This window comes from Microbacterium sp. GXS0129 (genome assembly GCF_044769785.1).
GTDB lineage: Bacteria > Actinomycetota > Actinomycetes > Actinomycetales > Microbacteriaceae > Microbacterium > Microbacterium nymphoidis.
In genome coordinates this window covers 246,950-266,602 of sequence record NZ_JBIZVZ010000001.1, presented here as the reverse complement: position 1 = coordinate 266,602, position 19,653 = coordinate 246,950, and the positions used below count along the sequence as shown (strand labels likewise).

Sequence of the window (19,653 nt, the reverse complement as noted above, 5' to 3'; positions counted from 1 at the left end):
CTCTCACAGATTAAACATCGGATGTCTATACTGTCAATTGACGCCGCCTGACGCGGCCACACGGAAACGGAGCATCGATGAAGTTCGCACGTCTGGGTCCCGTCGGCGAGGAGATCCCCGTCGTCATCACTGCTGACGCCACGCTGGACCTGCGTGGCGTCACCGCCGACATCGACGGAGCCTTCCTGGAGAACGATCCGATCTCCCGCACGCAGGCGGCGATCGACGCCGGCCGGCTGCCGGTGCTGGCGGGTGCGGACGAGCTGCGCATCGGCGCGGCGATCGCCCGCCCGAGCGCCGTCATCTGCATCGGGCAGAACTACGCTGCGCATGCGCGGGAGTCCGGTGCGGAGCCGCCGACGATTCCGATCATGTTCCTCAAGACGCCGAACACCGTCGTGGGTCCGAATGATGCCGTCACGATCCCCCGCGGGAGCGAGAAGACCGACTGGGAGGTCGAGCTCGGCGTCGTCATCGGCGCCCGTGCCGCCTACCTCGACTCACCGGAGGAGGCCGCTGCGCACATCGCCGGGTTCGTGATCTGCGACGACGTCTCCGAGCGGGCGTTCCAGATGGAGGTCTCCGGGGGACAGTGGTCGAAGGGCAAGATCGCCTTCGGCTTCAACCCCACCGGCCCGTGGCTGGTCACGCCGGATGAGATCGATCCGCGCAACGTCGGACTGCGCAGCTTCGTCAACGGGGAGCCGCGTCAGGACTCCAACACCAACGACATGATCTTCGATGTCACCCACATCGTCTGGCACCTGTCGCAGTACGTCACCCTCGAACCCGGTGACCTGATCCTCACCGGCACCCCGCAGGGTGTGGCCTTCGGCGGCAAGTTCCCCTACCTGAAGGCCGGGGACGTCGTGGAGGTCGAGATCGACGGACTGGGGCGTCAGCGCCACGAATTCATCGCATGGGAGAAGAACTGATGGGAAGCATGGACGGACTCGTCGCCGTCGTCACGGGCGGCGCACAGGGAATCGGCGCGGCCATCGGCCGGCGCCTGCATGAGGAGGGCGCCACCATCGCGGTGCTGGATCTCAACCCCGACATCGCCGATGCCGCCTTCTCCGCGTACCGGGCGGACATCTCGGATCGCGCCAGCGTCACCGCGGCCGTCGAACAGGTCGCGGCGGACCACGGCCGCATCGACATCCTCATCAACAACGCCGGCATCGGCGCACAGGGCGACATCGCGGCCAACGACGACGACGAGTGGGCGCGCGTTCTGTCGATCAACGTCACCGGGATCGCGCGGGTGACCAGCGCTGCCCTGCCGTGGCTGCGCCAGTCGCCCTCCGCAGCAATTTGCAACACCTCGTCCATCGCGGCGACGACGGGCCTTCCGCAGCGCGCGCTGTACTCCGCGACCAAGGGCGCCGTCCTCTCCCTCACGCGTGCCATGGCCGCCGATCACCTCCACGAGGGCATCCGCGTCAACGCCGTCAACCCGGGTACCGCCGACACGCCGTGGATCGGCCGGCTCCTGGAGAAGGAGACCGACCCCGAGGCGGAGCGCGCCGCGCTCCAGGCGCGCCAGCCGCACGGTCGCCTGGTCTCCCCGGATGAGGTTGCCGACGCGGTCGCCTATCTCGTGAGCCCGCGGTCGGGTTCGACCACCGGAACGTTCATCGAGGTCGACGGCGGCATGGCGCAACTGCGTCCGCGTCCGCGCTCCTGATGCTCGTGCCGGGTGCGCCCGCCGAGCGGACGAGTTTTTTCCGCAATGCGGGTGAAAGTTCGCCCGCGGGCATCTGAGACGCGCTACGCTGGAAGCGACTTGAGAGATCGAGTCACATTCTTCTGATGATCATTGCCCGAAACTGAACATCAGACCTCAGCGGACTGCCGCATTGTGTCAGTCCAAGCGGCGCCCAGCCACCCCCCTTGGCTGGGCGCCGTTTATCGTCTGTGGCAGGAAGTCGGCGCCATCGCCCATCCCCCCAGGCCCGTGACCACCCATCACCGCCGTCTCAGGTCGCGTCGAGTCCGTAGACCCGCTCGGCGTTCGTCCGCAGCACGGCGTCGGCGTCGATGCCGCGAGAAGCGATCCACTCGCGAACGATCCGCTCCCACGCGCCGTATCCTGCCACGGCGTCACCCGGGAAGGAGGCGGGCCAGTCGCTGGCGTAGAGGAGGCGCTCCGCACCGAACGCCTCCAGCGCCACATCCAGGAACGGCTCGAACTGAGCGGCGGAGAAGGCGCCGTCGCTCTCGCCCGGCAAGCCCGACACCTTGCACACCAGGTTCGGGCGCTCGGCAAGGTCACGGATCGATCGCGACCAGCCGCCCGCGGACGGGTCGGCCGGCGCCTCCGCCGAACCCACGACCGGCTTGCCGAGGTGGTCCAGCACGATGCTCAGCTGCGGGAGCTCGTCCGCGAGCGCCGCGACATCGCGGAGCTGGGCCTCGCCGCGCACGCAGGCATCGAACACCAGTCCGTGCACGGCGGCGAGTTCCGCCCCGCGGAGGAAGTCGGGGGTGAGCGCGAAGCCCGGCGCCTCCCCCTGGAGCAGCCGACGCACTCCGACCACGCCGGGTCGCGAGGACAGGGCGGCCAGATGCTCCGCGACCGCGTCGCCCTGTTCCAGCGCGGCGAAGGCGATGAATCCCCGCACTGGCAACGGCAGCGAGGCCACCCAGTCCACCTCGGCGAGCGCCTGGTCGGGGCGCGCATCGGCCTGCATGAAGATGAACGCACGGTCATCGGACATCCCGGCCAGTGCGTGTTCGAGCTCCCGCGGGCCGAACGTTCGGTCCAGGTCACCACTCAGCCAGCCGTAGTCGAGAACAGCGGGGTCCCAGAGGTGGAGATGCGCGTCGAGGATGTGCATGCGTCTATCCTGCCGGACATCCGATGTCTCGCTATCATGACCCCATGGCGGTGACTGACGAGGCGATCCAGAAGATCAAGGCGATGATCGTGCGCGGCGAGCTGGGCCCGGGCGATCGGCTGCCCCCGGAGAAGGAACTCGCTGAACGGCTGGGCCTGTCCCGCAACTCGATGCGGGAGGCGGTCAAGGCGCTGGAGGTCATCCGGGTGCTCGATGTGCGCCGCGGCGATGGAACGTACGTCACCAGCCTGGAACCGCACCTTTTGCTGGAGGCCATCTCGTTCGTCGTCGACATGCACGACGACGAGTCGCTGCTCGAAATCTTCACCGTTCGACGCGTCCTCGAATCACACGCCACCGCGGCGGCCGCGCTCAAGGCGAGCGATGAGGACGTCGCCTCTCTCGAAGCGGAGATGGATCAGGCCCTCGGTCTCACCGACATCGCCGAGCTCGTCGCCCACGATCTGCGCTTCCACGGCGCGATCACCAGGATGGGCGGGAACAACTACCTCTCGAGCCTGCTCGACAGCCTCAGCAGCCAGACCGTGCGCGCACGGCTCTGGCGCGGTCTCACCCAGGACGGCGCGGTCGAGCGCACACTCAGCGAGCACCAGGCGATCGCGGAGGCCATCGCCGCACACGACCCCGAGCTCGCATCCTCGCTCGCATCCGTACACGTCTCCGGAATCGAGCGGTGGCTGCGCAAAGCCGCGGCCGCCTCTGCCACAGCGGATGACTCACGGGATGCGGACCACCCCGTCCCCATCCCCGCCGACTGAGATAGGCGACGGCAGCCTTCGCACGGACAGGCCGGCGGGCTCAGACGAAGCGGATGGCCGCCTGCAGGCGCGTGCGGACGTCGAAGATCTCCGTGCCGCCGAGATCGCGCACACCGGTGATCCCCCGACGCAGCACGGTCGTGAGCGCACCGCGGCCCACGACCACCGCCGCGAGCGAGCGGACCCGCCCGAGTTCGGTGATCTGCTCCGGGACATCGGCGTCGGGCAGCACCACGATCACGCCGCCGAAGCGGACCCCGGCAGCCTTGCCCAGCGCACGCGCCGCCGCCACGGTCGCCCCCACCGGTGCCGCGTCCACACCCTCGCCGATCACCTCGCCACGACGGAACTTGACCGGTGCGGCGTAGTCGTCGCTCGCGACCGCGAACAGGCCGCTCGGACCGAGGACGACGTGATCGAGCTTTCCGCCGATGCGCGGCACGGCGACGTCATGCCAGATCGTGTAGCCCATGCCCAGGTCGGAGAGCGAGCGGGCGGTGTTCTCCTCCGCGAGCGCGTCGGCGAGCAGGCGCCGGAGCTCCCGGGGTGCGGAGCGCACCAGCGCCGGGTCGTAGGGATCGGGGAGCGCGACGCCGCGCCCGGCCCACTCGCGAATGCCCACGAGATACCGCTCGCGGTTGTAGCCGCCGGGCTGTCCGTGACTGCGCGGACCCGGCCGGGTGTCGCTGGGGCGGCTGCGCACGGTGGGTTCCGGGGCGAACGTCGGGTGGGAGACGGAGGCACCCCCGCGTCCGCGGTCGTACGCGGCTCGCGCGGCGGGGGTGCCCACCAGTTCCCATGCAGCCTGCACGCGAACGAAGAGCGCGGCGTCGCCGCCCGTGTCGGGGTGCGCCTCCCGCAGCCGGAGTCGATACGCCCGACGAAGTTCTTCGTCGCTCGCATCAGCCGCCACGCGCAGAATCTCATAGGCGGACGCGGCCAGCGGCGACCCGCTCACGAAAAGAGCGCCGTCGGTGCGCGGAACGCGAGAGCTTCCTCTCCGAGACCGTCGGGCAAGTCGGCGATGGTCGCCGGCGACCATGCGGGCGACCGGTCCTTGTCCACGAGCTGAGCACGGATGCCTTCGGCCATGTCGGGGCGCGCGGACAGGAACGCTCCCACGTGGAACTCCTGCTCCAGCACGGCCCGCAGATCGTCCGCCTCGCGGGCGGCGCGAATCGAGGAGAGCGTGACCGCCAGCGAACTGGGCGACAATTCCCCCAGCAGATCGGCGGTGGTGGCTGCCTCTCCTCCGATCTCCCGCAGGCGCTGCACGATGTCACCGACCGTGTCCCGTGAGAAGGCATCGTCGATCCATTCGCGAGCGTCTTCCAAACGCGAGCGTCCGGGCGTCTCATCGAACAGCATGAGCAGCTCCATCGGCGTTCCCGGGTCGGCCCGGTGGCGCAGAGCGTCCAGTGCGGAAGGCAGCCGATCCGACGGAACGAACTGATCGGCGAAACCCGCCCAGATCGCGTCCGCGGCGTTCATCGAGACGCCGGTGAGGCCGAGGTACTCCCCCACGCGGCCCGGGGCGCGTGCAAGCAGCAGGCTGCCGCCGACGTCCGGGGTGAATCCGATGCGCGTCTCCGGCATCGCGAGCTGCGAGCGTTCGGTGACCACGCGTACCGCGGCGTGCCCGGCGAGCCCGATGCCACCACCCATCGTGATCCCATCGGCGAACACCACGACCGGTTTGGGGTACTCGTGGATCAGCAGATCCAGTGCATACTCCTCACGGAAGAAGTGCAGGGCTTCGTCGGGCCGTCCACCGATCAGCGACTCACGAACGGCGCGGACATCGCCGCCCGCGCACAGGCCGCGGTCGCCGGCGGCATCGATCAGCACCGCCGACACGTCCGGATCCGATATCCAGCCGCGCAGGGCCACCAGCATGATCTCAATCATGTCGATGCTCAGGGCGTTGAGGGTGCGCGGCCGGTTCAGCGTCAGCTGTCCCAGGCCCCCCGTCATCTGGACGATCACCGAGGCGTCCGACTGTGGCGTGCTCACCCGGCCTAGGTTACCCTCGCGACAGGGACCATCGGTCACCGCAGCGGGCACAGCGGTGGCAGACGCGCCTCCGGAATCGCCGATGATCCACCGGAGAAACGCTGAATCGGCCACAATGAGATGACCTGATTCGCGACGAAGAGAGGCTGGCACATGCCCGAAGGACACGTGTTGGAGTTCCGGAGCCTCACGAAGCGCTACGGTGCGGTGACCGCCGTCGACGGCCTCACCGCCCGCGTCGAGCCCGGTGTGGTGACCGGCTTCCTCGGTCCGAATGGTGCCGGCAAGACGACGACGTTGCGAATGCTGCTGGGTCTCGTCACCCCCACGTCCGGTTCTGCGCTGATCGACGGCGCACCCTACGGGCGCCTCGCTCACCCGGCACGAACCGTCGGGGCGGTGCTCGAAGCAACGTCCTTCCACCCGGGGCGCACCGCCTCCGATCACCTCAAGGTCTACGCACGTGCCGCGGGCATCGCGCTCTCTCGCGTTCCCGAGGTTCTGGAACTCGTCGGGCTGAGTGGCGCCGCAGGACGCAAGGTGGGCGGCTACTCCCTGGGCATGCGGCAGCGCCTCGCGCTCGCAACGGCGCTGCTGGGCGACCCCGGCGTTCTCGTGCTGGATGAGCCGACGAACGGACTCGATCCCGAGGGCATCACCTGGATCCGCGGCTTCCTTCGCGCGCTCGCTGCCGAAGGTCGCACCGTGCTGGTCTCCTCGCACATGCTCGCGGAGGTCCAGCAGACGGCAGACGCGCTGATCATGATCTCGGGCGGTCGGCTGGTCTTCCACGGAGGGTTCGGCGACCTCCTCACCGACGAGGAGTCGGCCACGGTGGTCGACGGTCCCGACCGAGGCGCGCTGGCCGCCGCGCTGCGTGAAGCCGGTCTCACCGCCGAGCTCCTGCGCTCAGGTCTCACCGTCCGCGGCGCGACCACCGCCGAGGTGGGCGCGGCCGCAGCGGACGCCGGCGTGGCGCTCTCACTGCTGCAGCGCAAGGGCCCCTCGCTGGAAGAGGTGTTCTTCGAGCTCACCAACGGCACGCGGGTACACCCGTCCGCTTCGGGCCCCGCGCTGGGCGATGCAGACGCGGGCGCTGCAGCCGGCGGAGGGTCTGCGATCACGTCCGCGGCAACGGTCGCGACCGGTGCCGGACCCGCCGCTGCCGGTGCGGGATCCGTGGCCGGACCCGCCGCTGCCGGTGCGGGATCCGTGGCCGCCGGCGCGGTGGCCGGAGGAGCCTTCGCCACGGCCGCAGCGAGTGCGGCAACGGACCGTGACGAGCCGGACACGTCCTCGGCCGGCGCCGCTGAGCAGATGCTCCTGGGCGAACCCGCTGTCACGCAGGACTCCGACGTGAGTGCGGACGCCGCTACGGACGCGCCGAGTGGGGTGGACGGTTCCGTCGGGGAGGGCGGCGATACCGCGGATGCCACGCCGACGAACGGCGAAGAATCGAGCGAGGACCGCCGTCTCCTCCCTGTGGCCCCCGCCGACGCCGAGCCTTCCGAGTCGAACGTTCCGGCAGCCGAGTTCGGCTCGCGCGCCGAGGGCCGCGGAGCTCTCGAAGAGGGAGGCCCGGACGCAGCCGCCGAGTCTGACGCCGACCGTGACGACATTCACGGAGCCGGCACCGACGGTGGCATCTATGACGGCACCGACACCGAAACTGGCGCCGACACCGAAACTGACGCTGACGCTGACGCTGCAGTTCCGCACGCGGAGCGCGCTGACGTTGAGAGCCCCGATGACGCCGACGAGGCGACCCGCGACGACATCCACGGAGCCGACGCTGACGGGAACGGCTTTGCCAGTGCCCACGCTCCCGCGAGCCCGCACGATGACGCGTATGGCTCCGACGGAGCCGCGTTCGCCTCGGAGGCCGATGCGAGCGGCCCCATCACAGGCCCCGATGACGCCGCCGGCAGGTCCTCGGACGATGAAGCTGACCACTCCGCCGACGATGCGGCACCGGATATCGTGAGCTTCGCCGGTGCGTCCGATGCCGGCGAATCCGCTCGTGATCTTTCCGACGAAGAGCCGGGCGACGGCACCACGCCGCCGACTGAGGACACTGCGCTGTCGAGCGACACCGCGCTGTCCGGCGATGCCGCGACGTCCGCCGAGGATGCTGACGGCTGGGGCGCTTCCGAGACAAGCGGCGAGGAAGCGCCTTCGCAAGAACCCCCCACGGCAGAGGCGTTCGACTCCGCGCAGCCGGTCCCTGAGTCCGGCGACAGGCAGGACGTGAGTTCGGACGATCGTGGACCGGCGGGGCTCGGTACCGCATGGTGGATGCCTGCCGAGATTCGCGTTCCCACCGGGACCGCGTCGCTGGTGGATGCGCCGGACGAGGACGCCGGAGACGGTTCTGCGGCGAGCACCGAGCCGGTCGCCGAGACGGGCGAGACGCTCGCCGAAGACGGGACGAATCACCAGGCCGACGCAGACGCCGCAGGTCCGCCCGAGGACTCCCCCGGCCTCGAAGACGAGCGAGGCGGCACGAGCGTCGGCGGTCACCTCGACGCGGACACGAACACCGAGCCGGAAGCAGCCGCAGTCGGCGGTGCTGAAGAGTTCTCCTCGGGCGCTCACACAGACGTCGCCGCCGACGCTGATGCCGACGCCGATGCAGACGCGGGTGCAGGCGCAGAGCCCGCCGGTGGTCCGGACGCATACACGGGTGCAGAAGCCACCGCGGCGAACGATCGTGGCGCCGACGGCGACGCATATGGCGTCTCGACGGCGTTCGAAAACATCACGGATGCCGGACTCCCCGAGACAGGCGATGGTGGCACGAAGGACGCATCGCCGGTGGAGACCGCCCCCGGCTCTGCGGACACTGTGCCTCCCACCAGCGTGGAACTTCCCCTGGGAGGGAACGAGGGCTCGGTCTCGAAGGACGCTCCCGCGGGCCAGGCTGACGAAGCTGCACCTCGTGCCTGGTGGATGCCTGCGTCGATGAAGTACCCGTTCGGCGATGATCCTGCTCTCGACTCTGACAGCAGACCAGCTGACCACGCAGCTGCGGGCCCCGCCGCCGACGCCACTGGCCGCTCCGACGACCGGGGTGCTGGCACGGCCTCCTCGGTGCCGGACAGTTCGTACCTGCCAGAGTCGGCGAGCGCCACGGGCGACGGCGAGATCGATCTCGCCGCAGAATCTGCCTTCCCGGCAGAAACAGACCACGCGCACGACAGCACCGACAGCACCGACAGCACCGACAGCACCGACAGCACCGACAGCACCGACAGATCTTTTCGTCTGCCCGCGGCGGACTCGGACGAGGACGGCCTCGGCGACGAGATCACGCCGGACTGGGCGATGCCGCTGTCGGCAGCCACCGCCACGACCGCCCCCGCTGAGCCGCAGATCATCCACGAGCCCGAGGGCACAGACGAGCCTCAGAGCACAGATGAGCCCCAGAGCACAGACGAGCCCGGCTCGGTGAGTGCTTCTGCCGCGCCGCAGCGACCCGAGCGTCGCCCGTGGTGGCGTCTCTCACGTCGACGCTCCGCTGAGGCGACCGAGAACGCCGCCGCGTCGTCGGACGCCGCGCCGCCGGTGGTCACAGACGCCATCGGCACGCTCGATGAGCTCTTCAACAACGCCGAGGCAACCGAGGACGCCGCTGTTGCGGAGTCCGGGGCGTTCACGGGAGACGATGCCACGGGATTGCAGGGTGCGGTTCCTGCCGAGCAGGCATCGCCTGCAGAGGCCACGTCCGAGGACGATCCCGCGGGAGACTGGAACCTGCCCACCGAGTTGATCTCCGTGGTCCCGGCAGCGGGAGACGAGTCGACACTCACCACCGATGCTGCCCTGGCGAGCACGCCTCGCATCTCGGAGAACTCGGCGGGCACTGATCAGTCCGCCGGGGCGAGGCCGGAGGCCTCCGCGCAGGGTGAGGCCGATGTGCCGCCCACGGCCGCCCATGATGCCGCCGTGCTGGAGTCTCCTCTCCCCGACACGTCCGCGGAGCGCAGCGAACCGGAAGCTTCCCTCACCGACGCCAGCCCCGAACCCGATGCGGGCACCAGCACAACGAGCGCGTTCGCAGACGCGGATGACAGCGGGCAGACAAGCGTCACGACTCAGTCCGACCCGGCGCTATCCGGCGAGACACCCTCGTTCCACGAATCCGACTCCAACGCGACGCCGACCGACGCGACACCGACCGACGGGCCGACCGACGGGAACGCAACGCCGACCGACGGCAACGCGACGCCGACCGACGGGAACGCGACGCCGACCAACGGGAACGCGACGCCCAACGACCATGAGGCGGCCGACGGCTACGCAACCTTTGCGGACAACACAGCACCCGGTGGTACGGCTCCGTCCGATGACGTCACCACGCCGAGCGAGCACGCGCCCTCGTCCGACACCTGGTCACCGAACGCCGAGGCACCGGCACCGGCGAGCGAGAGCGACATCCCTGAGCACGACGGGTCCGCCTTCGACATTCCTGTCTTCGAGGCCACGGATGCACCGGAGCCCGCTCCGGCCCCCGCCACCCCGCCGCTGTTCCGCGCCCCTGCCACGGCCACCACTTCTTTCACGGCGACGCCGTCAGCGGAAGACCCCGCCCCGGAACAGCCGGATGACTCCGCGTGGGCTCCAAGGCAGGACAGCGGACCCGGCGAAGGGTGGACCCCGCCGCAGCCGCCGCGCACCAATGCTGACGCCAGCACCGCCTCTGACAACACCGTGTTCGAGGTGGCGCCCACCGGTGAGATCGGCGTCATCCGGGCCGAGGACATCGCCGCCGAGACCCGGTACGAGGTGGCGGCGACGGGCGAGATCGGCATTATCCGCACCGGTACGATTCCGGTGGTCACGGCGGAATCCATCCACTCGACCGACGCCAGCTCCGCTCACACGTCGGACCACGATGGTACTGAGCACGCCGGCGATGGAGTGGAGCCCGCGGATGCGGCGGTCGCCGACACGCACCACACCGGAGAAGTCCGCTCGGACGACAACCTCTCGTCCGAGCCGAGCCACGACGGCCCTCTCGACGACGCTCCCCGCGCCGAAACCGCCGAGAATCCATCCGGCGAGAACCCATTCGGCGAGAACACGGACGACGCGAACACGGACGACGCGAACACGTCCAGCGAGAGCACCTCCGACGAGAACCCACACGACGCGAACACGCACGACGAGAACGCATACGACGCGAACACGCAGGACGAGAACACCTCCGACACGAACACGCACGACGAGAACACCTCCGACGAGAACACCTCCGACCAGAACACCTCCGACGCGAACACGTACGACGACAGCGCCGCGACGTCCGCGGAACACGGCACGCCCTCCCCCGGCACAACGTCCGGTGACCCCGATGCGTCCACCGGCGAGGACGCTCCCGACGTCCCCGACGTCCCCGCGCCCACCGTGCTCACGTACGAGGCGAATCCCGTCACCGGCGAGCTGTCGTTCGATGACCTGCTCCTCGGCTCCCGCACCAGCGCAGACCCCGACGGCGACGAGCTGATGCGCGACGGATCCGTCGATCCCACGCACGACACCGGAACCGCCCCGTACGCGGCCGATGCCGTCACGTCGGCGCTGCACGGCGATGTTCCGGCGGAGGATCTGTCGACCCGCGTGATCGAGATCCCGCTCGCGCAGTTCACCGAAGACACGGACGACGACTCGCTCGAGGAAGAGGACCCGGTTCCGCGCGACGCGTGGGAGCGGCGAGATGACCGCACCGAGTCCGATGACGCCGCCGACGCGTTCTTCCGCCGTTTCGGCGACGAGCACGCCGCCGAAACAGACCACACGGACGCCAACGACCACGGAGGTGAGGGCCGATGAGCCTCGGCAACGCGACCCGTTCCGAGTTCACCAAGCAGTTCACCACGGTGGGCTGGTGGGTGATCGGCGTCATCCTGGTGGCCTACTTGCTCATGTTCGCCGTGGGCATGGGTGCGGCGGTCGGCGCGAGCGCGTCGGGGAGCATTCCTGGCGGACAGCCGATTCCGCTGCCCGCAGACCAGGTCGCGCCCTGGATCTACTCGCTGGCCGCGAGCAGCGGCTACGTGCTGCCCCTGCTCTTCGGCACGCTTATGGTCACCAGCGAGTTCCGTCACAAGCTCATCGTGCCGACGCTGCTGGCCAATCCGCGTCGCGGCGTCGTGCTCAGCTCGAAGCTGATCGTCGGCGTGATCATGGGGGCGATCTACGGCGTGGTCGCCATCGCCTCCACCATCGGCGGTGGCGCCGGAATGCTCGCCGTGTTCGGCCAGGAGACCGCCCTCGACAGCACCGGCACCTGGGCCATGGCAGGACGCGTTGTGCTGGCCCTGATACTCTGGACGCTGGTCGGCATCGGCGTCGGCAGCGTCATCCGCAACCAGGTGGCAGCCATCGTGGTGGTGCTGGCGTTCACGCAGTTCGTGGAGCCGGTGATCCGGATGGCCGGCATGTTCGTCGACCAGCTGCGCGAGCCGCTGCAGTATCTGCCCGGCGCAGCATCGGACGCCCTCGTCGGTCAGAGCCTGCTGGCGATCGCGGGCACCGGCGACGCAGCGTCGGGCACTCCCGCATGGTGGGTGGGTGCGCTGGTTCTGGCCGGCTACGCCGTCCTGCTGACCGTGATCGGCACCTTCACCACGTGGCGACGCGACATCGACTGACCCGCTGACGCATCACAGCACGCAGCCCGCCGATTTCCAGAATACCGCCCCACTGAGCGACACCGACAGGCGCAATCCGCTGACGGATCAAGGGAAACCTGCGCCCGCCCGTGACGGATCGGAGGCATGGAGCGAAACGAGATGCACCGTTCGCCATAACATCGCCCCATGACTGCGCTGTCGCGCCGCATTCGAGCAGGCTACGCCCTCGGCGGCATCTCCTCGGGAACCTACGGGACCGTCCCGGGTCTCATCCTGATGCCCTATCTGACCGATCTGCTCGGCGTGGAGGCAGCGATCGCAGGGATGATCGTGTTCGCGCCGAAGGCGTGGGACTTCTTCCTGAACCCCGTTGCGGGGCGGCTCAGCGACCGTTCCCGTAACCCGCGTGGACGACGTCGTCCCTTCATCCTCCGCGCCGGGATCCTGCTCTCCCTCGCCTTCACCGCGATGTTCTTCGGTCCGACGGCGCCGCCCGTGGCGGCCGCGCTCTGGGTGCTGATCGCCTTCCTCGCCTCAGCGACCGTTTACGCGTTCTTCCAGGTGCCCTATCTCGCGATGTCCGCGGAGATCACCGACGACTACGACGAGCGCACGCGGATGATCACCTGGCGGGTGATCGTGTTCACGCTGGCGATCCTGGTGGCGGGGGCCGCGGCGCCCGCTCTCGTCGAGACTTTCGGGGGAATCGCCGGCTACCGCGTGATGGCCGTGGCGATGGCGGCGCTCATCCTCATCGGGACGATCGGGGTGTGGTGGGGCACGCGTTCGGTGCCGCTCACGCGCACCGAGCAGGCCGGCGGCCGGTTGTTCGACCAACTGACCATCGTGCTGCGTCAGGCCGACGCGCGCGTACTCATCGCCGCGTTCGTGCTGCAGGCCGTCGGCATCGGCATGGTGCTGGGCGGCGTGGTGTACGTGGCGCGGCATGTGCTCCACGATCCCTCAGCGGCCACGATCGCGTTCGTCTGCTTCGTCGGCCCCGCCGTCGTGCTGACGCCCGCATGGTCCCGGCTCTCCGCTCGCATCGGCAAGCGGAGCGGGTATGCCGTGGCGACCGTCGTGATGACGGTGGGGCTACTGGCCCTGCTCACCGCGCGCACCGGTCATGCGCTGCCGATGTTCATCGCCGCCGCGGTGGTGGGCACAGGCTACGCGGGCGCGCAGCTGTTCCCGCTCGCGATGCTTCCCGACCTCGCCGCCGATGACGCGCAGCGCAACGGCGTCAACCGCATCGGGATGATTGCCGGCGTGTGGTCCGGCTTCGAGCTGCTGGGGCTGGCCCTGGGGCCCGCGCTGCTCGGACTGGTGCTGTCGATCGGCGGATACGCGGCCTCGACGGGTGACGCCGCCCCGCAGAGCGCGAGCGCGCAGTGGGCGATCGTGGTGGGCGTCTCCGTGATCCCGGCCGCCCTGTGCGCCCTCAGCCTCATCCCGCTGCTGCGCTACCGCCTCGACGATCGTCTGCGGTCGGCCTGATCACGCGTTCATCGTGCGCAAAACGCTCTCAACCGGGCCGGATTCGGACGATGTGCGCGCGATGAAACCGATCACCACGACGGAGCGACCCGGGCGACCGATCGCCCCTCGGCGTCCAGCACGTGTCCGTTGCGCTTCATGCCACGAAGCACCGCCCAGCGGTCGCTGATCTCCACATCGCCGCCCCAGGCCCGCTCCACGGCGGGAAGGGACGTGAGAGACCGAGACCGCAGGCACACGAACAGCGGGGCCGCGCCCACGAGGATGCCCGCCCGATGCACCTCCGGCAGGCGAGCGGCACGGACGGCGGCCCCCTCCGGATCTTCGCTGCGCCCCCACAGCACCACGCCCCGCCGGAAGCCGGCCGCGGGCATCGCGAGGTCGCACCCGAATCGCAGGAGCCCTGCCGCCGTGGCCCGTTCCAGGTTCCGTCGCGCCGTCGCCTCGGACACGCCGAGCCGCAGGGCGAGCGTCGCTGCGGGCATGCGCGGATCCTCGTCCAGAGCGGCCGCGATCTCCGCGAGCGTGGTGGCTGCTATCGGCCGGGAACCCACCGCTTCGCTCGGCGCGCCGGCGCGCAGCGAACGCTGCTGCGCGTTCGAGAGCACCGCCAGGCGCCAGGTGGAGTCCTCCGCCACGATCGATGCGGCCACATCCATCCGCAGCACCCGAGCCCCGTCGTCGGCGAGCTCCCGCGCGCGATCCCCCAGCCGGGCAAGGCCCGCCGAAGTGGCCAGCAACGCGAGGAAGCCGGCGGATGTTTCGTCCACGCTCAGCACCCAGGGTCGGCGCACCACCGCCGCGAGAGCATCCGCCGGGGTACGCGAATCCAGCAGGGCCACCCCCAGGTCGGTGGTGGCCGACCATCGCTGGGGGGTGGGCCAGGCCGTCAGCCAGGCCAGTCCGTCGGCGCGCAGGGCGCTCCAGTGCCGGACCACCGTCGCCGCGTCGACGCCGATGACGGCAGCGATGCGGGCCCAGGGCGCCCGGGCGTCGATCTGCAGTGCGTGCAGCACCGCCAGATCGATCTCATCCAGGGAGCGGGCGACGGTGGCGTCGTCGACATCTTCCATGTGACGAATCCTAGACTCCGTGACGCTCCAGTCTGACGGAACCGGCGCATCCGTCCGACCTACGCATATGGATTCCTAACCTGGAGTGATGACACTGACCGCTCCCGCGATGATGGCGACCATCGAGGATCTGATCGCGCTCTCCCCGCGGGCCACCGGGAGTCCGGGTGGGGCTGCCGCGGCCGGCTATGTGCAGCGCCGCTTCGCGCAGGCCGGGCTCGACACCCAGATCATGGAGGTGGCATCGTACGCATGGCGTGCTCGCGAGCACGGGCTGACGGTGGGCGACACCCGGATCGACTGCTCACCCATCCTGCACTCGGGCCTGGCGGGCCACACCTGGACGGGCGTTGCCGAACACCGTGTGGATGCACCTGTCGTGGATATCGGCGCAGGCCGCGTGCGCAGCCACGACGTCCGCGGAGCGATCGTGCTGTTCGATCTCACCTTCGACATGACGCTCGCGCACACCCTGCCTCTGACGCTGTTCATCCACGATCCGGGGCGCCGCGTCCTGCGGCGAGACGTACTGCGCAGCCGGAACCCGTACGTCACGTCGCTCGCGCGCACCATGCGCGAGGCGGCAGCCGCGGGCGCGATCGGGGTGATCGGCGTCCTCCGCGACTATCCCGATTCCCTCGGCTACCACAACGAGTACTATCGCCGGACGCTGTTTCCCCTGCCGGGTGTCTGGGTCACACGGGCCGGAGGCGAGCGGCTGCGCTCAGCCCTCGCGAAGCGCGCGAGCGCCGCTCTGACCCTCGACATCACGCGTGAGGAGGTGATCTCACGCACCGTGATCGGGGTGCTCGCCGGTGCCAGTGACGACGCCATCATGATCCAGTCGCACCACGACTCCGTCGGCGCGGGCGCGGTGGAGGATGCTTCGGGCACGGCGGAGGTGATCGCGCTGGCGGAGCACTACGGCCGGGCGGCGGCGGGCGGCGCGCGGCGCGACAAGACCCTGCTGTTCGTCACGTTCGACACGCACTTCACGGGATATCAGGCACACCAGGAGTTCGCCCGTCGCTACGTGCTGTCGCGCAACTCGCCCTGGAACATCGTGCTGAACACCACGATCGAGCACATCGGCCTGCGAGCCGTGGAGGGCGCAGACGGCGGATTCCGCTCCACCGGTGAGACCGAACCCCGGGGCATCTTCCTCAACGTGAATCCTGCGTTCACCGCCCGCATCGCCCGCGCGGTGCGCCGCAACGCGCTGCATTCGACCACCCTGATGGGCGCCGCCCCGCTGGAGTTCTTTGCCGGAGGGATCCCGACCGACGCCTCGTTCACGCTGGTGTCCGGCGTGCCCACGGTGAGCCTCATCTCCGGTCCGCTGTATCTGTACGACGACGTCGACACGATCGATCGCATCGACGTCGACCAGCTCGCCCCGGTCGCACGGTTCTTCACCGACGTGATCGATGACGCCGAACGACGACGCGGCTCCCTGCTGGGCACGATGCCGGCGGCCCTGCGCCGGCTGCTTCCGCGGGGGCGCTGGTGACCGGTCTCGTCCACGGCACCACCCGCGCGGTCGCCTTCGATGCGGATGGCACCGTCGAGACGGGGCTCGTCCACGTGCCGCACGCCCCCGCCCCGAGCACCGGCTTTCCCGTGGTGGTGTTCGGGCACATGACCACCGGGGCATCTCGTCGCTCGGCGCCCAGCACCGGTTCGCCCGAGCATCCCGAGTGGCGGCGGATGTCCCAGGGCGACGCGCTCTGCGACGCCCTCCTCTCCCGCGGAATCGCGGTCCTGCGTCCCGATTACCCCGGTATCGGCAGCGCGGGAGAGCACCCCTACCTGATCGGACGGCCGCTGGGCGCGTCCCTGTGCGCCATGGTGCGTGCCCGCAGCACCATCGATGACCGGCTCGGCGATGACTGGCTCGCCGCAGGGCACTCGGAGGGCGCCGTCGCCGCGCTCTTCGCATCGGTGGCCCCGGAGCCCGACTCCCGCTCTCGACTGCGCGGCACGGCCGCATTCACGCCCGTCACCCGCATGGACCTCAGCATCCGCCTCGCCCGAGCGCTCCCCGCCGCTGTGCCGGGCTCTGGCGTGGTCTCCGCACTCATCGCTCTCATGCTGCGCGGGGCGAGCACCGAGGACGAGCGTCTGCGGGAGCTGATCGCCACCGACGGACTCAGCGACCGGGCGCGTGCACGCTGGGGCGACCTGGATCGGCTCTGCCTCACGGAGCTGTCCGCCCCCGGCTCCTGGGGAGACATCGCACCTGCGCGGATCGGCGGACGATCCGGCGACGAGCTCTTCCGGCTCCTGTACCGCTCCTTCCGAGCCAACGACGTGGCCGCCCTGCGCGGATTCCGCTCGCCGGTACGGATCGATGCGGCGCGGTTCGACGAGGTCGCTCCCGCGATCTCCACGGCGGCGCTCATGCAGACGTATCGACGTTCGGGAGCGGAGCTCACCGGGCGCTGGTGGCCCTCCCACCACTCCGGCACGATGCGCGCCCGTTACGCCCCGTCCGAGGCCGCGGACTGGATCGCGGCGCAGCTCGACGTCACGCCGTAGCGGGGCGGGCGGCACCCTTCGGGCTGCGCTTGCGCGGCGCCTTCGGCTCGGCGTGCGCCACCATCTCCGATACCTCTTCCGGCTGCTCGGACGCGTCCAGTCTCAGTGCGTTCACCAGAGCGAGCCCGTGACGGGTGGTCAGCAGCAACCGCTGGTAGGGCGCATCCTCCGTGAGCTCGATGACGACGCCCTCGCGGTGACCGCGCACGACGACGAAGTCGGTGCCGGCGATGGAGTTCCATGTGCCCGCAGCGATCACACCGGGAATCTGCGTACCCGGCTTGCGGACGCCGCGCAGCCACGTCCACGGGTCATCGGTCAGCTGCACCCGCGTGATGTCCGAGCGGGAGACACGGATCGTGCTGCTGGGTGCGAAGGCGGCGGCACGCTCGGTGACGGACAACGAGATCTCGAGATTCGCAGAGTCCAGCAGCAGCGTCACCATGCCCTCAGTCTGCCAGCGTCCACCGACAGGCGGCAGGGAGAATCGCTACGAAGCCCTAACGATCGGGGACGCCCCGCTGTCGGTCGCGGGTGGAAGGATGGCGGGAGAGGAAGGGAGTCGTGATGAGCGTTCCGCTGCGGCTGGGCTATAAGGCGTCTTCGGAGCAGTTCGGTCCGCGCGAGCTGGTCGATTTCGGTCGTATCGCCGAGCAGGTGGGTTTCGACTCCGTGTTCGTGAGCGATCACCTCCAGCCCTGGCGGCACCGAGGCGGTCACGCACCGGCCGCGATCCCGCTCCTGGGAGCCCTCGGCGAGCGCACCGAGCGCGTCCTGCTCGGAACCTCTGTGCTCACCCCGACGCTGAGGTATCACCCCGGGGTCATCGCTCAGGCGTTCGGCACACTCGGCGTGATGAACCCGGGCCGCATCATCCTGGGCGTGGGCACCGGGGAGGCACTGAACGAGGTGACGCTGGGACAGCCCTGGCCCGATTCGCCCGAGCGCTTCCAGCGCCTGAAAGAGGCCATCACGCTGATCCGCCGGCTGTGGAGCGAAGAGCGTGTCACGTTCGACGGCACCTACTACACCACCCACGACGCCACGATCTACGACCGCCCGGACCAGCGCGTGCCCATATACATCGGCGCCGCGGGACCGGCGGCCACACGCCTGGCCGGCCGGATCGCGGACGGGTTCATCACGACGAGCGGCAAGGACGACACGCTCTACACGGATACTCTCCTCCCCGCGCTCGACGAGGGGCTCGGCAAGCAGGGGCGCACGAGGGACGACATCGACACGCTGATCGAGGTCAAGGTCTCCCTGGCGCCGACCATCGCGCAAGCCCAGGAGAAAACGCGGTTCTGGGCGAACCTGGCGCTGTCTCCCGAAGAGAAGACGAGCGTTCACGATCCGGTGGAGATGGAACGGCTCGCCGATGCGCTGCCCATCGAGCGCGCCGCCTCGAGGTTCATCGTGTCCGACGATGTCGACCAGCACGTCGCCGCCATCGAGCACTACCGCGACCTCGGATTCCGCCACCTGGTCTTCCATGACCCCGGCGAGGACCAGGAGGCCTTCCTGCGTCTCTACGGCGAAGAAGTGCTGCCCCGCCTCCGCGCACGCGAGGCCGCTGCGCGCCGGTGAGCGCTGCGGCACCCGCGGGGTGGACGGTGGTCGTCCCCGTCAAACACACCTCGCACGGCAAATCACGCCTGCGGGCGGATGCGCAGCTCGCGCGGGCGATCGCGCTCGACACCCTGGAGCGCATCGCCGCCGCCCGGCGGGTGGAGCGGATCGTGCTGGTGACATCCGACGCCGCGCTCGCGGATGCGGCTCGGGAGCAGATCACGAGCGCAGCGGTGGACGTCGTCGCCGAAGAGACCGCAGCGCCGGAATCGGTGAGAACCGCTCGCGCGGACCGGGCGGATGCGGTCGAGCATGCGCTCAACGACGCCGTCCGTGCCGGACTGAACAGCGTCGGTGGCGGGTTCGTCGCGGTGATCCACGCCGACCTTCCCGCTCTGCATCCGGATGATCTGGACGCTGTCCTGCTCCTCGCCGCCGACATACCGTACGGCGCGGTGTCTGACAGCGAGGGAGTGGGCACCGTCATGCTCACCGCGCAGCATCCGCGTGCTCTGCAGCCCTCGTTCGGCCATGACTCCTTCGCCCGGCACCTGGCTGCGGGTGCAACACCGCTGGCGGCCGCCCCGTCGCTGCGCCGCGATGTGGACACCCCGGTGCAGCTGAACGCCGCTCGCGACGCACCAGAGCTCACCCTGGGCCCGCGCACTCGCGCCCTGACCGGCTGAAGAACGGGCCCGGCGACACGGGG

The 19,653-nt window shown here is 69.8% G+C and carries 15 protein-coding genes; 10 read left to right on the top strand and 5 right to left on the bottom strand.

The features are described 5' to 3' along the window. Window positions 1-77: 77 nt before the first annotated feature. Entirely contained in the window at window positions 78-935 is an 858-nt protein-coding gene (locus tag ACIQJ5_RS01185; RefSeq protein ID WP_402840035.1) for a fumarylacetoacetate hydrolase family protein, read from the top strand. Continuing rightward, window positions 935-1,687, top strand: a complete 753-nt coding sequence (locus ACIQJ5_RS01180; RefSeq protein WP_231090859.1) for an SDR family NAD(P)-dependent oxidoreductase — start codon at window positions 935-937, stop codon at window positions 1,685-1,687. The genes ACIQJ5_RS01185 and ACIQJ5_RS01180 overlap by 1 nt, the downstream gene beginning before the upstream one ends. Before the next feature lie 292 nt (window positions 1,688-1,979). Here the strand turns inward: ACIQJ5_RS01180 and ACIQJ5_RS01175 are convergent, their stop codons facing one another. Continuing rightward, window positions 1,980-2,840, bottom strand: coding sequence for an amidohydrolase family protein (locus tag ACIQJ5_RS01175; protein ID WP_402840032.1), 861 nt, complete (start codon window positions 2,838-2,840; stop codon window positions 1,980-1,982). A 44-nt stretch (window positions 2,841-2,884) separates the two neighbouring features. Between ACIQJ5_RS01175 and ACIQJ5_RS01170 the strand changes: the two genes are divergently transcribed. After that, complete coding sequence (locus ACIQJ5_RS01170) at window positions 2,885-3,619, top strand: FadR/GntR family transcriptional regulator (protein WP_402840029.1); 735 nt, start codon at window positions 2,885-2,887, stop codon at window positions 3,617-3,619. A 40-nt stretch (window positions 3,620-3,659) separates the two neighbouring features. Here the strand turns inward: ACIQJ5_RS01170 and ACIQJ5_RS01165 are convergent, their stop codons facing one another. Both ACIQJ5_RS01165 and ACIQJ5_RS01160 read right to left on the bottom strand, forming a co-directional pair. After that, a complete protein-coding gene (locus ACIQJ5_RS01165; protein WP_231090862.1) occupies window positions 3,660-4,577 on the bottom strand; it encodes a DnaJ domain-containing protein in 918 nt (305 codons plus the stop codon). Continuing rightward, window positions 4,574-5,632, bottom strand: coding sequence for an enoyl-CoA hydratase/isomerase family protein (locus tag ACIQJ5_RS01160; RefSeq protein ID WP_402840027.1), 1,059 nt, complete (start codon window positions 5,630-5,632; stop codon window positions 4,574-4,576). The genes ACIQJ5_RS01165 and ACIQJ5_RS01160 overlap by 4 nt, the downstream gene beginning before the upstream one ends. A 153-nt stretch (window positions 5,633-5,785) precedes the next feature. Here ACIQJ5_RS01160 and ACIQJ5_RS01155 point away from each other — a divergent pair, with 153 nt between their 5' ends. The 3 genes from ACIQJ5_RS01155 (at window position 5,786) to ACIQJ5_RS01145 (ending at window position 13,761) form a co-directional block, all read left to right on the top strand. Further along, window positions 5,786-11,461: an ATP-binding cassette domain-containing protein gene (locus ACIQJ5_RS01155; RefSeq protein WP_402840024.1), complete on the top strand. Its 5,676-nt coding sequence runs from the start codon at window positions 5,786-5,788 to the stop codon at window positions 11,459-11,461. After that, window positions 11,458-12,282 (top strand): ABC transporter permease, encoded by an 825-nt coding sequence (locus tag ACIQJ5_RS01150; protein ID WP_402840021.1) that lies wholly within the window; start codon window positions 11,458-11,460, stop codon window positions 12,280-12,282. The genes ACIQJ5_RS01155 and ACIQJ5_RS01150 overlap by 4 nt, the downstream gene beginning before the upstream one ends. A 168-nt stretch (window positions 12,283-12,450) precedes the next feature. Next, entirely contained in the window at window positions 12,451-13,761 is a 1,311-nt protein-coding gene (locus tag ACIQJ5_RS01145; protein WP_402840019.1) for an MFS transporter, read from the top strand. Window positions 13,762-13,832: 71 nt separating this feature from the next. Here ACIQJ5_RS01145 and ACIQJ5_RS01140 read toward each other — a convergent pair whose 3' ends face one another. After that, window positions 13,833-14,834: an AsnC family transcriptional regulator gene (locus tag ACIQJ5_RS01140; protein ID WP_402840016.1), complete on the bottom strand. Its 1,002-nt coding sequence runs from the start codon at window positions 14,832-14,834 to the stop codon at window positions 13,833-13,835. A gap of 88 nt (window positions 14,835-14,922) precedes the next feature. Between ACIQJ5_RS01140 and ACIQJ5_RS01135 the strand changes: the two genes are divergently transcribed. Both ACIQJ5_RS01135 and ACIQJ5_RS01130 read left to right on the top strand, forming a co-directional pair. Continuing rightward, window positions 14,923-16,344: a M28 family peptidase gene (locus ACIQJ5_RS01135; protein WP_231090868.1), complete on the top strand. Its 1,422-nt coding sequence runs from the start codon at window positions 14,923-14,925 to the stop codon at window positions 16,342-16,344. Then, window positions 16,341-17,372 (top strand): lipase family protein, encoded by a 1,032-nt coding sequence (locus tag ACIQJ5_RS01130; protein WP_402840013.1) that lies wholly within the window; start codon window positions 16,341-16,343, stop codon window positions 17,370-17,372. Before ACIQJ5_RS01135 ends, ACIQJ5_RS01130 begins: the two co-directional genes overlap by 4 nt. Here the strand turns inward: ACIQJ5_RS01130 and ACIQJ5_RS01125 are convergent. Beyond that, window positions 17,362-17,817, bottom strand: coding sequence for a hypothetical protein (locus tag ACIQJ5_RS01125; RefSeq protein WP_231090870.1), 456 nt, complete (start codon window positions 17,815-17,817; stop codon window positions 17,362-17,364). The genes ACIQJ5_RS01130 and ACIQJ5_RS01125 overlap by 11 nt on opposite strands. Window positions 17,818-17,939: 122 nt before the next feature. On the opposite strand from ACIQJ5_RS01125, the gene fgd reads away from it, so the two are divergent. Both fgd and ACIQJ5_RS01115 read left to right on the top strand, forming a co-directional pair. Then, the gene (gene fgd / locus ACIQJ5_RS01120) at window positions 17,940-18,962 is read left to right on the top strand and encodes a glucose-6-phosphate dehydrogenase (coenzyme-F420) (RefSeq protein WP_231090871.1); all 1,023 of its coding nucleotides are present in this window, start codon (window positions 17,940-17,942) and stop codon (window positions 18,960-18,962) included. Next, window positions 18,959-19,630 (top strand): 2-phospho-L-lactate guanylyltransferase, encoded by a 672-nt coding sequence (locus ACIQJ5_RS01115; RefSeq protein ID WP_402840009.1) that lies wholly within the window; start codon window positions 18,959-18,961, stop codon window positions 19,628-19,630. Before fgd ends, ACIQJ5_RS01115 begins: the two co-directional genes overlap by 4 nt. Window positions 19,631-19,653: the final 23 nt, after the last annotated feature.

What these genes read in the sequence shown, in the direction of transcription:
- ACIQJ5_RS01185 (WP_402840035.1), top strand. Translation starts at nt 78, where the DNA reads ATGAAGTTCGCACGTCTGGGTCCCGTCGGCGAGGAGATCCCCGTCGTC.
- ACIQJ5_RS01180 (WP_231090859.1), top strand. Translation starts at nt 935, where the DNA reads ATGGGAAGCATGGACGGACTCGTCGCCGTCGTCACGGGCGGCGCACAG.
- ACIQJ5_RS01175 (WP_402840032.1), bottom strand. Translation starts at nt 2,840, where the DNA reads ATGCACATCCTCGACGCGCATCTCCACCTCTGGGACCCCGCTGTTCTC.
- ACIQJ5_RS01170 (WP_402840029.1), top strand. Translation starts at nt 2,885, where the DNA reads ATGGCGGTGACTGACGAGGCGATCCAGAAGATCAAGGCGATGATCGTG.
- ACIQJ5_RS01155 (WP_402840024.1), top strand. Translation starts at nt 5,786, where the DNA reads ATGCCCGAAGGACACGTGTTGGAGTTCCGGAGCCTCACGAAGCGCTAC.
- ACIQJ5_RS01150 (WP_402840021.1), top strand. Translation starts at nt 11,458, where the DNA reads ATGAGCCTCGGCAACGCGACCCGTTCCGAGTTCACCAAGCAGTTCACC.
- ACIQJ5_RS01145 (WP_402840019.1), top strand. Translation starts at nt 12,451, where the DNA reads ATGACTGCGCTGTCGCGCCGCATTCGAGCAGGCTACGCCCTCGGCGGC.
- ACIQJ5_RS01140 (WP_402840016.1), bottom strand. Translation starts at nt 14,834, where the DNA reads ATGGAAGATGTCGACGACGCCACCGTCGCCCGCTCCCTGGATGAGATC.
- ACIQJ5_RS01135 (WP_231090868.1), top strand. Translation starts at nt 14,923, where the DNA reads ATGACACTGACCGCTCCCGCGATGATGGCGACCATCGAGGATCTGATC.
- ACIQJ5_RS01125 (WP_231090870.1), bottom strand. Translation starts at nt 17,817, where the DNA reads ATGGTGACGCTGCTGCTGGACTCTGCGAATCTCGAGATCTCGTTGTCC.
- fgd (WP_231090871.1), top strand. Translation starts at nt 17,940, where the DNA reads ATGAGCGTTCCGCTGCGGCTGGGCTATAAGGCGTCTTCGGAGCAGTTC.